Annotated in this window: 10 protein-coding genes; 5 read left to right on the top strand and 5 right to left on the bottom strand. The window is 69.7% G+C overall.

Translation table 11 applies throughout. The features are described from left to right. Positions 1 to 574 precede the first annotated feature (574 nt). Positions 575 to 1,537: a type IV toxin-antitoxin system AbiEi family antitoxin domain-containing protein gene (locus E0E30_RS09005; RefSeq protein WP_130865978.1), complete on the top strand. Its 963-nt coding sequence runs from the start codon at positions 575 to 577 to the stop codon at positions 1,535 to 1,537. On the opposite strand, the gene E0E30_RS09010 is transcribed toward E0E30_RS09005, so the two are convergent. Continuing rightward, complete coding sequence (locus E0E30_RS09010) at positions 1,419 to 3,629, bottom strand: NADP-dependent isocitrate dehydrogenase (RefSeq protein ID WP_130865979.1); 2,211 nt, start codon at positions 3,627 to 3,629, stop codon at positions 1,419 to 1,421. The genes E0E30_RS09005 and E0E30_RS09010 overlap by 119 nt on opposite strands. Before the next feature lie 182 nt (positions 3,630 to 3,811). Here E0E30_RS09010 and purU point away from each other — a divergent pair, with 182 nt between their 5' ends. Beyond that, positions 3,812 to 4,687 (top strand): formyltetrahydrofolate deformylase, encoded by an 876-nt coding sequence (gene purU, locus E0E30_RS09015; RefSeq protein ID WP_130865980.1) that lies wholly within the window; start codon positions 3,812 to 3,814, stop codon positions 4,685 to 4,687. A 124-nt stretch (positions 4,688 to 4,811) separates the two neighbouring features. After that, entirely contained in the window at positions 4,812 to 5,795 is a 984-nt protein-coding gene (locus E0E30_RS09020) for a malate dehydrogenase (protein ID WP_130865981.1), read from the top strand. Positions 5,796 to 6,361: 566 nt separating this feature from the next. On the opposite strand, the gene E0E30_RS09025 is transcribed toward E0E30_RS09020, so the two are convergent. From E0E30_RS09025 to E0E30_RS09035, 3 genes are all read right to left on the bottom strand, one after another. Continuing rightward, positions 6,362 to 6,649: a DUF3017 domain-containing protein gene (locus E0E30_RS09025; protein WP_210115811.1), complete on the bottom strand. Its 288-nt coding sequence runs from the start codon at positions 6,647 to 6,649 to the stop codon at positions 6,362 to 6,364. Between the two features lie 8 nt (positions 6,650 to 6,657). Further along, complete coding sequence (locus E0E30_RS09030; protein ID WP_130865982.1) at positions 6,658 to 7,515, bottom strand: bifunctional methylenetetrahydrofolate dehydrogenase/methenyltetrahydrofolate cyclohydrolase; 858 nt, start codon at positions 7,513 to 7,515, stop codon at positions 6,658 to 6,660. A 109-nt stretch (positions 7,516 to 7,624) separates the two neighbouring features. Beyond that, positions 7,625 to 8,548, bottom strand: a complete 924-nt coding sequence (locus tag E0E30_RS09035) for a hypothetical protein (RefSeq protein ID WP_245306558.1) — start codon at positions 8,546 to 8,548, stop codon at positions 7,625 to 7,627. A gap of 149 nt (positions 8,549 to 8,697) precedes the next feature. On the opposite strand from E0E30_RS09035, the gene E0E30_RS09040 reads away from it, so the two are divergent. Together E0E30_RS09040 and E0E30_RS13925 are read left to right on the top strand one after the other, a co-directional pair. Then, a complete protein-coding gene (locus tag E0E30_RS09040) occupies positions 8,698 to 11,064 on the top strand; it encodes an LPXTG cell wall anchor domain-containing protein (protein WP_130865984.1) in 2,367 nt (788 codons plus the stop codon). A 312-nt stretch (positions 11,065 to 11,376) separates the two neighbouring features. Then, complete coding sequence (locus E0E30_RS13925) at positions 11,377 to 11,739, top strand: hypothetical protein (protein ID WP_130866833.1); 363 nt, start codon at positions 11,377 to 11,379, stop codon at positions 11,737 to 11,739. A 351-nt stretch (positions 11,740 to 12,090) separates the two neighbouring features. Here E0E30_RS13925 and purH read toward each other — a convergent pair whose 3' ends face one another. Further along, positions 12,091 to 13,641: a bifunctional phosphoribosylaminoimidazolecarboxamide formyltransferase/IMP cyclohydrolase gene (purH, locus tag E0E30_RS09050; protein WP_130865985.1), complete on the bottom strand. Its 1,551-nt coding sequence runs from the start codon at positions 13,639 to 13,641 to the stop codon at positions 12,091 to 12,093. Between the last annotated feature and the right edge of the window lie 55 nt (positions 13,642 to 13,696).

Below are 13,696 nucleotides of genomic sequence, written 5' to 3' on the forward strand. Positions count from 1 at the left end.
CCAGCGTAGGGACTGCTGGCCACCCTCTCCAAGACGTCGTGTGCCGGACCTCCCCCGCCGGCAGGCCACGGACCCTCTCGCGGTTCACCGTCGCCTCATCACCGGCGCCCCTCCTGACGCAATGTGGCACGGTTGGCCCCCGGCACCCTGATCCCGCCATCCTCCGACCGTCTCGTGCCACATTGCGTCCCGATGACGGCAGGGCCGGGTCCCCCTCAGGCCCTGCTCATCTGGCTCCCTGGCCCAGCCTGTCGGCCGGGTGGGGGCGCGGGTCCGGCGCTGGACGGCTCGGCCACCCGAACGCAATGTGGCACCGGCCGGAGCCCGGGCCGGGTGTGGATCACTCCCGGGCGGATCTGCGCCACATTGCCACCGGGCGACGGTGCGACCGCGAGCATCGCCGAGGACGGTGCGACACCACCGGCACCCGACCACAACCACTGGAGTCGCGGTCCCGCCGGGCACCTGTCCCGGGTACCTGCTGTCCACAGGCACGTGCGCAGCATCGTCGCCTGTTGTCCACAGTTCTCCACCCGAGTGCCGGAAAACGTGGAACGCCCCGATAACTGTGGACATGGAGATCCTTGAACTGCTGCATCCCGACGACCGCCGAGGCGGCGTCGTCACGACCCGCGCCCTCCGGTCCGCCGGACTGTCCCACCTCAGCATTCGCCGGCTCACCCGCCACGGCACGCTCGCTCGCATTCGACGCGGCTGGTACGCCCTTCCCGGCGCCGACGACGAGGTCGTCGCGGCCGTTCGCCGGGGCGGCGTCATGTCATGCTGCTCGGCGCTGGCCTTCCACGGCGTGTGGGTGGCGGACGATCACCATCACCTTCGCACGTCGCGGCACGCCACCGAGCGGCTGGGGCGCCACAGCTGCTGTCGGACACGCCGGCGTCCCGCCCCCGCCAGAGCCGTCGACGACGTCGACACCGCCCTCGAGCTGGCCATGGACTGCCTCGGTGACGAGGAGCTGCTCGTCGTCATGGACTCGCTCGTCGACAAGCACCTTCTGTCGCGAGAGGAGATCGAACACCTCGCCACCCGTCACCGCCGCCGCGTCACCGGGCTGTGTCACCGCATGGGGCCGGCGCAGTCGGGGTTGGAGACGATGGTCCGCTTCCGTCTCGAACCCCTGGCGCGATCCGTCACCGCCCAGGTGCCGTTCGCCGGCATCGGACGGGTCGACCTTCTCGTCGACGGGTGGCTCGTCGTCGAGTGCGACGGTCGGCGGTGGCACGACTCGACCGCGTGGCAGTCCGACCGCACCCGGGACCGTCGTCTGGCAGCGCTCGGCGCCCAGGTCGTCCGGCTGAGCCACGACGACATCCGATGGCGGTGGGACGCCGTCCTCGACGACCTCCGGGCGATCCTCGCCCGGGGCCCGTCCACGGGGCCCCGGCGCCACGCTCGACTCAGAGTGCCTCGATCAAGGAGTTCAGGGTCGAGCTCGGCCGCATCGCCTGCTCGGCGAGGTCCTCGTCAGGGTGGTAGTAGCCACCCAGGTCGACCGGCTCCCCCTGGACGCCGTTGAGTTCGCCGAGGATCTGGCCCTCGCGCGCCGCCAACTCTCCGGCGACGTCCGAGAAGCGGTCGGCCAGGTCGGCGTCGTCCGTCTGACGCGCCAGCTCCTGGGCCCAGTACCGGGCCAGCCAGTAGTGCGACCCACGGTTGTCGATCTGCCCGAGCCTGCGTGCCGGGGACCTGTCGTTCTCGAGGAAGGACCCGATGGCGGCGTCGAGAGTGCTCGCCAACACCCTGGCCTTGGTGCCCTCGGTCGTGTTCGAGATGTGCTCGAGGCAGGCCCCCAGCGCGCAGAACTCGCCGAGGGAGTCCCATCGCAGGTAGTCCTCCGCGAGGAACTGGGCGACGTGCTTGGGCGCCGACCCACCGGCTCCGGTCTCGAAGAGGCCACCACCGGCCAGCAGGGGCACGATCGACAGCATCTTGGCGCTCGTCCCGACCTCGAGGATCGGGAAGAGGTCGGTGAGGTAGTCACGCAGGACGTTGCCGGTCACCGAGATGGTGTCCTGACCCTGGCGGATGCGCTCCAGGGTGAATCTCATGGCGTCGACCGGGGCGAGGACGCGGATGTCCAGCCCGTCGGTGTCGTGGTCGGCGAGGTAGCGTTGCACCTTCTCGATGACGAGACGGTCGTGGGCCCGCTCGGCGTCGAGCCAGAACACCGCCGGGGTGCTCGACAGGCGCGCCCGCTCGACGGCCAGTCGAACCCAGTCGCGCACCGGGACGTCCTTGACGCGGCTCATCCGCCAGATGTCGCCGGCCTCCACCCGCTGCTCGACGAGGACCTCGTCGCCGGCGACGACCTGCACCCGGCCGGAGGCCGGGACGACGAAGGTCGTCGGGTGCGATCCGTACTCCTCGGCCTTCTGGGCCATGAGCCCGACATTGGGGACGTCACCCATCGTCGCCTGGTCGAAGGCACCGTGCTCGCGGCAGTCGTCCATGATCGCGGCGTACATCGTCGCGTAGCACCGGTCGGGGATGACGGCGAGGGTCTCCTGACGCTCGCCCCGGGCGTTCCACATGCAGCCGGCGTCGCGCACGACGGTCGGCATCGAGGCATCGATGATGACGTTGTTGCCGGCATGCAGGTTGGTGATCCCCTTGTCGGAGTCGACCATGGCCAGGTCGGCGCGCTCGGCCAAGGTGCGGTCGATGGCGGCGCGGATCGGCCCGGCGACGGCGGCGTCCATGGAGTCCAGACGAGCCAGCAGGTCGCCCAGGCCCAAGTCCGGGTCCACGCCGGCGGCGTCGAGGAACTCGCCGAACTCCTCGAAGACCGGGGCGAAGAAGGTCCGAACGGCATGCCCGAAGAGGACCGGGTCGGACACCTTCATCATCGTCGCCTTGAGGTGCAGCGACCACAGCAGACCCTCGTCCTTCGCGGTGGCCAGGGTGGCGTCGTAGAAGCGGTCGAGCGCAGCGACCGACATGAATGTCGCGTCGACGATCTCGCCACCCTCGGTGGTGAGCCCCGACTTGAGCACGGTGCGGACGCCGTCGTCCCCCACGTGGACGATGTCGAGGGTCCGCCCGTCAGAGACGAAGGACTCCTCATGCCCGTAGAAGTCACCCTGGTCCATGTGCGCGACGCGGGCCCTCGCCGTCGGCGCCCACGGACGCATGGCCTGCGGATGGGCCTTGGCGAAGGCCTTGACGGCCGCTGGCGCCCGACGATCGGAGTTGCCCTGCCGTAGCACCGGGTTGACGGCCGAGCCGAGCACCGCCGAGTACTTCGCGGCGACCTCTCGCTCCTCCTCGGTCGACGGCGACTCCGGGAAGGACGGGATGTCGTAGCCCTGACCCTGCAGCTCGGCGATCGCCGCCTTGAGCTGCGGGACGGAGGCCGAGATGTTCGGCAGCTTGATGATGTTGGCCTCGGGGGAACCGGTGAGCTGGCCGAGGGCGGCAAGGTTGTCGGGCACACGGTCGTCCTCGTCGAGCCGCTCGGGGAACTGGGCGAGGATGCGTCCGGCCAGCGAGATGTCGGAGGTGACCACCTCGATGCCGCTGCCGTCGAGGAACCCCTCGACGATGGGCAGCAGCGAGTAGGAGGCCAAGGCGGGGGCCTCGTCGATCTTGGTCCAGACGATGGTGGGCATTCACGAACTCCTGTGGTCGATCGGCGCCCCGGTCCGGGCGCTGAGGTCAGGCTACCGGAGCGCGAGGACTTGCTCCTCCCCTCGAGACGCCGGACCCCGACGCTGCCGTCCGGGTCCGAGGACGGCGTCCACGACGTGCACACCGGCCGCGGGCCCCATGACCTGCGCCTATCCTGCGCTCCATGACCGCTCCCGACGCGCCTTCGACGACCACCGATGACGAGCTCGTCGTCACCTGGACCTGCCCCGACCGACCCGGTATCGTCCACGCCGTGACCGGGGCCTGCGTCGGAGCGGGCGGGAACCTCACCGAACTGCAACAGTTCTCCAGCGACGACACCGGCCGGTTCTTCATGCGACTCCAGGTGCGCGGGATGACCTCGGCGCAGGACCTCACCGCCGCGGTCTCGGGCATCGCCCCGGCCTTCGGGGCGTCGGTCCACGTCGATCGGCTCCACCGGCCGGTCCGCACCCTGCTCCTGGCATCGAAGGCCTCGCATTGCGTCTCGCACCTCCTGTTCAACCGGGACGCCGGGCGACTGCCGATCGACGTCGTCGGCGTCATGGCCAACCACCCCGACCTGGCCGACCTCGCCGCCTTCCACGGCGTCCCCTTCTCGTGGCAGGCGGTGACCAAGGATTCCAAGGCGGAGTTCGAGCAGGCCGTGCTCGACGTCGTCGACCGGGAGCAGGTCGAACTCGTCGTCCTGGCCCGGTACATGCAGATCCTCTCTCCGCGGATGTGCGAGGCCCTGTCCGGTCGGTGCATCAACATCCACCACTCGTTCCTGCCCGGCTTCAAGGGCGCCAATCCGTACCGGCAGGCCCATGAGCGCGGCGTCAAGCTCATCGGGGCGACGGCCCACTTCGTCACGGGGGACCTCGACGAGGGCCCGATCATCGAGCAGAACGTCCAGCGGGTCGACCACTCCCGCACCGTCGCGCAGCTCACCGCAGTCGGCCAGGACACCGAGTCGATGACCCTGGCCGAGGCCGTGCGACTGTTCTGCGAACACCGGACCTTCATCGACGGTCGACGCACCGTCGTCTTCCGCTGAGACGCCCTTGTGGCGGCGCAGCGGGCGCTCGGCCCCGCTATGCCGGGGTCCGCGCGCCCGGCTCGCCGCTGCCGAGTAGAGTCGGTGACAACCACGTGTCATCGATGACTCCAAGGAGAGGTCCATGAGCACCACCCCCGTCAAGATCGCCGTCACCGGCGCCGCCGGCCAGATCTGCTACAGCCTGCTGTTCCGTATCGCCAGCGGCTCGCTGCTGGGCGACACCCCCATCGAGCTTCGTCTGCTCGAGATCACCCCGGCCCTCAAGGCCCTCGAGGGTGTCGTCATGGAGCTGGACGACTGCGCCTTCGGCAACCTCGTCAACATCGAGATCGGCGACGACCCGAAGAAGGTCTTCGACGGCGTCAACGCCGCCTTCCTCGTCGGCGCCATGCCCCGCAAGGCCGGCATGGAGCGTTCCGACCTGCTCACGAAGAACGGCGCCATCTTCACCGCCCAGGGCAAGGCCCTCAATGACGTCGCCGCCGACGACGTCAAGGTCCTCGTCACCGGAAACCCGGCGAACACCAACGCCCTCATCGCAGCCACCAACGCGGTCGACATCCCCAACGACCACTTCGCCGCCCTCACCCGTCTCGACCACAACCGCGCCAAGACGCAGCTGGCCCGCAAGGTCGGCGTCGGGGTCACCGAGATCTCGCACATGACGATCTGGGGCAACCACTCCTCCACCCAGTACCCGGACCTCTTCCACGCCGAGGTCGGCGGCAAGAAGGCCTCCGAGCTGGTCGACGAGGCCTGGATCGAGAACGACTTCATCCCGACCGTCGCCAAGCGCGGTGCGGCCATCATCGAGGCCCGCGGGGCCTCCTCGGCGGCCTCCGCGGCCAACGCCACCGTCGAGTGTATGCGCGACTGGCTCACCAGCACCCCGAAGGGTGACTGGGTCTCCATGGCCATCCCGTCGGACGGCTCCTACGGTGTGCCGGAGGGTCTCATCTCGTCCTTCCCTGTCACCATCACCGATGGCAAGGTCGAGATCGTCCAGGGTCTGGAGATCGACGACTTCTCGCGCGCCAAGATCGACGCCTCCGCCAAGGAGCTCTCCGACGAGCGTGACGCCGTCAAGGAACTCGGCCTCATCTGATCCCGAACCTCGACTGTGGGGAGCGGCCTGCGCCGCTCCCCACAGTTCGTTTCCGGGCGGGCAGCAGCGACCCGCGCCACCGCAGCCACATCGGCGCGGCACGTGCCCTGGATGCCCAGCTCCGAGGACCTCAGCCCCCATGACTGCAATCCGATTGACTGCAATGTGGCGCAGGAGGGCTCGGATGACGCCCGGACCGGGCGGATCCGACAGTTCGTGCCACATTGCGGTCACGCGGGCGGCGCGCCGATCCTGGCCCGAGGCGCCCCGTGGCACATCCCAGGCCCGGGCCCCTGACATCGACGCCAGCATGACCGCCACCGATCGCCCAGTTCCGCTCCACACGTCCCCCGCCCCGATGGACGCAATGTGGCGCACGATGGCTCGTGGCACGTCAGGCGTTCGCACATCGCCCGTGTTCTGCCACATTGCGTTCGAGAGGCGAGCCGATGTGGGTGAGCTGCAGGGGGGAACCGAAGAGGCGTGGCCCCACACCGGGCGACACCTTCGGGCCACCCGACGAGGGACCCATCGAGCCCACCGGCGCCGCGGGCTCTCCGAAGCTCTCAGTGGGACGGCGGGACGACGAGCACGAGGCCGGTCATGACCAGGCCGAGCCCCAGCAGGACGGTGCAGTCCACCCACCGACGCCTCACGACGAGCAGTCCGGCCATCCGCGCCGGAAGGACCAGCCTCAACAGACCGGCCAGGAGGACGGAGCAGGCGAAGGCCATCGACCCGCGCCGCCAGTGACCGGTCGCGATGATGCCCGCCGACACGGCCACCCCGACCAGACACACCACCAGAGCCCACGGTGAGGCGATGCGTTGCGGCGCCTCCCGCACCCTGGCCATGGCATGACTCATCCGGCGGACCCCTGCTCGGCCCGGTCGACGACGTTCGACAGCAACACGGCTCGGGTCATCGGTCCGACCCCACCGGGGTTGGGCGACACCCACGCCGCCTTCTCCCACACGTCGGCGGCGAAGTCGCCGAGGATCCTGCCTTCCGGTGACCGCGAGACGCCCACGTCGACGAGCACGGCCCCCTCCTTGATCATGCTGGCGTCGATGAGCCCCGGCCGCCCGGCGGCACCGATGACGATGTCGGCCCGGCGGGTGTGCGCGGCAAGATCTCGGGTGCCGGTGTGGCACAGGGTCACGGTGCAGTTCTCCGCCCGCCGCGTCAGCAGGAGCCCCAGCGGACGGCCCACCGTCGTCCCCCGCCCGACGATGCACACCTCGGCCCCCGGCAGCTCGACCCCGTGCCGGGTGAGCAGTTCGACGATCCCGCGCGGGGTGCACGGCAGCGGTCCGGGCTCGTTGAGGACCAGCCGTCCCAGGGAGCTCGGGGTGAGGCCGTCGGCGTCCTTGTCGGGGTCGATGAGCCCGAGCGCCCAGTTGGTGTCGATGTGCCGGGGCAGCGGCAGCTGGACGATGTACCCGGTGCACGCCGGGTTCTCGTTGAGTTCACGGATCCGTGCCTCGAGGTCCGCCGCGCTGATGTCGGCAGGCAGGTCGACCCTGATCGACTCGATCCCGACCTGGGCGCAGTCCCGGTGCTTGCCGCCGACGTACTGGTGGGACGCCGGATCATCCCCGACGAGCACGGTCCCCAGGCCCGGGACGACGCCGCGCTCACGTAGCGCCGTCACCCGCTGAGCCAGCTCCGCCTTGATCGCCGCCGCCGTGGCCTTGCCATCGAGCCTCTGGGCCGTCATGAGTCCTCCTCGTCCCGTTCGCGGTCTCGTCCTCGCCCCATCCTTCCACGGGTCGGCCGGCGCCGCGGCCGCACGCGCCCGCTGTCCGCGCCAGTGGGTGGTTCGACCCTCAGGCCGTCGCCTCGACCGCGGCGAGGACCTCCTCCACCCCGTGGTCGTCGAGGACCGTCGGCAGACACAACAACCCGCTCGGCCATGGTGCGGCGAGGTGCTGAGGTCGGTCCCAGTGGATCGGCCCGACGTGCCCACGTCGGAAGAGTTCGTCGGCCGTCCGGTCGGCGTCGGGCAGACGCACGACGAGCGGGCAGCTCGCACCGGGGTTGACGACGTCCACCCCGCTCAACGCGTCCTCCAGCAGATCGCGTGTCCGGCGCACCCGTCCGACGAATCCGGCCAGGTCGAAGTCACGCCACGCCTCGATGGCCAGCGGATGGGGCCGGACGGGACGCCACAGTTCGTCGGCCAGGTCCTCGACCGCCTCGAAGGTCGCCACACCGGGGCGCTCGAGGAACTCCCGCCGGGCCGTCGTGAGTGCGTCGTCGGTCGGGCGACGATCTCCCGGGACGGCGTCGATCCCGCGGACCCAGGCGATCTCCGGCAGCGGCAGCAGTTTGCGTGTGCTCACGACCTCGATCCCACCGCGCCACGACCTGCTGCCCGACACCGCCGACGCATCGACGTCAGCCAGGAACGAGTGGGTCCGGTCGACGACGACCGGCATCCCCCGACCCTCGGCCCATTCGAGCACACGGCGCAACCCGGGACTCGGACATATCCCGTACGTCTCACAGACCATGACGACCGTCCGCTCCCCAGCTTCCTCACAGGCTGTGAGCGTCTGCTCCAGAGCCCCCGGATCCATGAGCAGATCACTGTCGAAACCCACCCTCCGCACACGGAAGCCCTCGAGCTCCCAGGGGGTGACCATCGTCTGACAAGCGTGGACCGGGACGATGACACCGTCGCAACCGTTGTCACGCAGCCGGGCGGCGACCAGACCGAGAGCCTGCCGCCCGAGCGCCACGAGGGTCACGTCCACACAGGATTCGAACAGCCCTTCCATGGGTCCCACAGCCTCCTTTTCCGATCAACCTGCATGGTCACAACGTTTTCACCACGACTTCACCCAGCGTTCATTCTCGTACCGCTGAAATTACGGAGCCCGAGCGTAGAACCAGTGCCATGCACAAGACGCATCACCCCCTGACGCGGGCCGTCGGGGCAGCAGCCGCCGCAGGCCTCATGGCCTTCGGCCTCGCTGCGCCCGCGACCCACGCTGCGCCCGCCCCCGCATCCCCGGCCAAGTCCAACCACACGACCATCACCACCACCGGCCTCAAGCCCGGTGACATCAAGCACGTGTGGCTCATCATCCTCGAGAACAAGTCCTACGACGCGACGTTCTCCGGCCTCAACCAGAACTCGTACCTGTGGAAGACCCTGCCCAAGCAGGGCGCCCTGCTGACGAAGTACTACGGCACCGGCCACTACTCGCAGGACAACTACACCGCGATGGTGTCGGGCCAGTCCGCCTCCTACGACCTCCAGGAGGACTGCGACGTCGCGAACACCGACCTCGGCTCGGCGGCGTCGATCATCAAGACCCACTCCGGCACGAAGTTCGGTCGCACCGACGACTACGGTCAGGTCATGTCCCTGGCCGGCGCCAATGCCGAGGACGGCAAGAACGGCTGCACCTACCCCAAGGAGGTGCCGACTCTCTTCAATCAGTTCGATGCCGCCGGCGTCACCTGGAAGGGCTACGCCCAGGACCTCGGCAACCAGGCCGGTCGTGAGGACGGCCTCGGTGGTGCGCCGGGCACCCGCGACAACGACCCGACCCACAACCCCAAGACGATGAAGCCGTCCGATGCCGACAAGGCCGCCGGCATCACCTCGTACACCGGGGCCCAGCCCAACGACCAGTACGTCGCCAAGCACTTCCCCTTCCCGTGGTTCCACTCGATCATCGGTGACGACAACACCGGCAAGGACGCCCTCACCACCCCGGCGCAGGGCGGCACCGACACCGACGCCGACCACATCGCCAACCTCGACAGCTCGACCAAGGGTCTGCTCGCCGACTTGGCCAAGCCCGCCGACCAGGTGCCCGCCTTCAACTGGATCACGCCGAACAACTGCTCCGATGCGCACGACGCGACGTGCAAGGGCAACAACATGTCCGGACTGTTCAAGGACAACGGTGAGCCCGACTACTCGCTGCCGCTGACCACCCCGCCGAAGAACCACACCGGCGGCCTCTACGCCTCCGACCTGTGGCTGCGGTACTACATCCCGCTCATCGAGAAGTCGGCGGCCTTCAAGGACGGCGGTCTCATCGACATCACCTTCGACGAGGCCAACCCGCCCTTCACCAACATGAGCTTCAACAACGCCACCGACGCCACCGACGTCGCCCAGAAGGCCGCGAAGAACGAGCTCTACCACTACGCCTCCCCGTCGGTCACCGAGCTCGCCGAGGGCTACAAGCAGTACGCCCCGGGCCAGTTCCCCCAGCCCTCGAAGATGGCGAAGAACTACATCTACGCCGACGCCGCCGGTCAGAACATCAACGGCAAGAACGTCGACTGGGAGCCGACCGGCCCCAACTCGACCCTCGAGACCGACAAGTACGGCAACCAGCTCTACCCGGGCCCCGGCGACAACGGCTACATCACCCGTCCGCCGTCCTGCGAGCAGGACACCGACCTCGTCAACGCCGACGCCAGCAACTGCGTCAAGGGCGCCAAGAACACCGGTGCCGACTACGGGTACGGCAAGGCGAAGACCCTCAAGGCCTCGGCCGATGCCGGTTCGAACGTCGTCAAGGCCGCCGTCACCACCGCCGACCTCGGCCGCAAGGTCACGGGCGCCGGGATCCCTGACGGAGCCTACGTCGGCACCGTCGTCAACGCCGGCCCGAACATGGTCGCCGCCGCCTCCGACCCGGTGACGAACGCCTCGTTCACCCTCGTCGACGCCAAGAACCAGCCGCTCAAGGCGACCGCCGCCGTGACCAGCGTCACCCTCTCGGCGACCGGCGTCCCCGGGCACCTGGCCGACGGGCAGTCCCCGCTGGCCACCTTCGACGCCCAGGACGCCACCCCCGGCGGCGGCATCACCGGCTCGGTTCTCATCTCCCCGTACATCAAGCCGGGGACGGTCTCGTCGACGAACTACAACCACTACTCGTGGCTGCGCACCATGGAGGACATCTTCCAGGTGACCAACGGCAAGAACACCACCGCCCTGCCGGCCGGCACGGTCTCCGGTGGACTGGACGGACTGGGTCACCTCGGCTACGCCGCCCAGGCCGGGCTCATGCCGTTCGGCACGGACATCTTCAACAATGTCCCCGCCGGTGACGACACCCACCCGACCCATCCGACTCACCCCACCCACCCGACTCACCCCACCCATCCGGCCAAGCCGGGCAAGCCGGGGCTGCCGAGCACGGGCGCCGAGGGTGATCCGTCGATGACGATCCCTGCCCTGAGCGTCGTCGTCCTCGCCGGAGCCGGACTGCTGGCCCGACGCCGCCTCCACTGACCGTTGGCACCCGGTCCCCATCGCGTCCCCGGAGCCCCGAGCGGGCTCCGGGGACGACCCCTGCAAGGAGCTCCCGTGAAACGCACCCGCATCCTGTCCACCCTCGCTCTGCCGGCGGCCGCCGTCATCGCACTGTCCGCCTGCTCGGGCTCGGGGTCCTCCACCATGGCGTCCCCGTCCTCGGCGACGTCGTCGACGCTGGCACCGGCGCAGCAGCTCGACTCCCAGTCGCTGCCGAGTTTCCTGCCCCGCACGACACCCGGCGGGCTGGCGACCGGTACCGCGAAGCAACCGGCGATCTCGTACCAAGGGGTGCCGGTCAAGGTGGTCCTCGACCAGGGCGCCGCGGTCAAGGTCAACGTCCTGGGCCCGGTGACGCCACCGGGCACGAAGGCGGGCGCCGAGGCTGCCGACTGCTCGTGGACGATCGAGTTCTCCGGGGCGACGAAGTCGATCCCCCTGTCGGCGGCCCAGCTCAACATCCAGGACGGGACCGGTGCGTTCCACAAGCTCACGGCGGTGAGTGGGACGACGATCCCCACGTCGATTCCCGCCGGCAGGACGGTGCGGTTGTCCGTGCACTCGGTCGTGCCCTCGGGTGAGGGCATGGTGCGCTGGGCGCCCGACGGCACCCACGTCGTCGCCATGTGGGACTACATCGCCGAACTCGACTGAGGTCGGTCCGGCCTCGACCATGAGGGAGGCGGGGTGGCGGCCACCCCGCCTCCTTGGCATCACCGCCTGCCTCGCATCCTCGCCTCCTGCGCCACCCAGCCCCGTCGCATCCCCGGCGTCCGCAATGTGGCGCACCCTGCGTCAGATCGGCCCCGGAGCGCGCCCGTCGACCATGTCTTGCCACATTGCAGCCGCCGGGGGCAGCGGACGGAGGACGGCGGGCGGAGGACGGCGGACGGGAGGACGGCGGGCGTCCGGCAGTCACGGCCTACAGTCACGGTCGTGGTGCGGCCTCCCCGGCCGGGACCGCCGAGGCCGCACCGTGGCCCCGATCAGCCCCGAACCTCGGCCTCAGTGGAAGAAGTGGCGGGTCCCGGTGAAGTACAGGGCGACGCCTGCCTTCCGGCACACCTCGATCGTCTCCTCGTCGCGGATCGACCCTCCCGGCTCGACGATCGCCCGCACCCCGGCGTCGACGAGGACCTGCGGCCCGTCCCCGAAGGGGAAGAAGGCGTCGGAGGCCGCCACCGACCCGGCGGCCCGGTCCCCGGCACGCTCCACCGCCAGCCGGCACGAGTCGACCCGGTTCACCTGACCCATGCCGACGCCGACCGAGGCGCCGTCGTGGGCCAGCAGGATGGCATTCGACTTCACCGACCGGCACGCCTTCCAGGCGAAGGCGAGGTCGGCGAGCGTCGTCTCGTCGACGGCCTCCCCCGCAGCCAAGGTCCAGGCGGACGGATCGTCCCCCTTGCCCTGGAAGACGTCGGCCTCCATCCACAGCAGGCCGCCGTCGATCTGCCGCAGTTCGACGCCGCCCGCACCGGGGGCGGGACATTCGAGCAGGCGGATGTTCTTCTTGCCGGAGAGCACCTCGATCGCGCCCTCCTCGTACCCGGGAGCGACGACGACCTCGGTGAAGATGTCCTTGACCTGCTGCGCCATGGCCACGCTCACCGGCCGATTCGTCGCGATGACGCCGCCGAAGGCCGAGAGGGAGTCGCAGGCGTGGGCCTTGCGGTGGGCCTCGGCGATGTCGGCGCCGACCGCGATGCCACACGGATTCGAGTGCTTGATGATCGCCACACAGGGCTCGTCGAAGTCGTGGGCCGCCCGCCGCGCGGAGTTCGTGTCGACGTAGTTGTTGTAGCTCATGGCCTTGCCGTGCAGCTGCCTGGCCCCGGCGAGTCCGGGCTCCCCGTCGCCCAGGTACACCGCTGCCGCCTGGTGGGAGTTCTCGCCGTAGCGGAGCTTCTCCTTGAGCTGCCCGGTGGTCCCGACGAAGGAGGGGACTCCGTCGACGGCGACCCCCTCCTGGGCTCCGAACCACGAGGCCACCGCGACGTCGTAGGCGGCCGTGTGGGCGAAGGCCCGTGCCGCAAGCACCCGGCGTTCGGCCTCGGTGTACCCGCCGTCGGCCAGGGCCTGCACCAGCCCGGGGTACTGGTCCGGGGAGGTGATGATCGCGACACTGGCATGGTTCTTGGCGGCGGCGCGGACCATCGAGGGCCCGCCGATGTCGATCTTCTCGATGCAGTCGTCGAACCCGGCTCCGGAGGCGACCGTCTCGGCGAAGGGGTAGAGATTGCACACGACGAGGTCGAAGGGCTCGACGCCGAGTTCGGCGAGCTGGTCGCGGTGCGAAGCGAGCCGGCGGTCGGCGAGGATGCCGGCGTGCACCCGGGGATGGAGGGTCTTGACGCGCCCGTCAAGGCACTCCGGGAACCCGGTGAGGATGCTCACCTCGGTCACCGTCAGCCCGGTTGCGGCGAGGACCTTGGCGGTCGAGCCGGTGGAGACGACGTCCACCCCGGCTCGGGCGAGCGCGGCGGCCAGGTCTTCCAGCCCGGTCTTGTCGAAGACGGACACGAGGGCCCGACGGATGGGTTGACGATCCACGATGTACCTTTCGCTCGGTCGACGCCGCCGACCCGGCGGGCCGGCCGCAGGAATGAGG

This window comes from Acidipropionibacterium timonense (assembly GCF_900605005.1).
GTDB classification, from domain to species: Bacteria; Actinomycetota; Actinomycetes; order Propionibacteriales; family Propionibacteriaceae; genus Cutibacterium; species Cutibacterium timonense.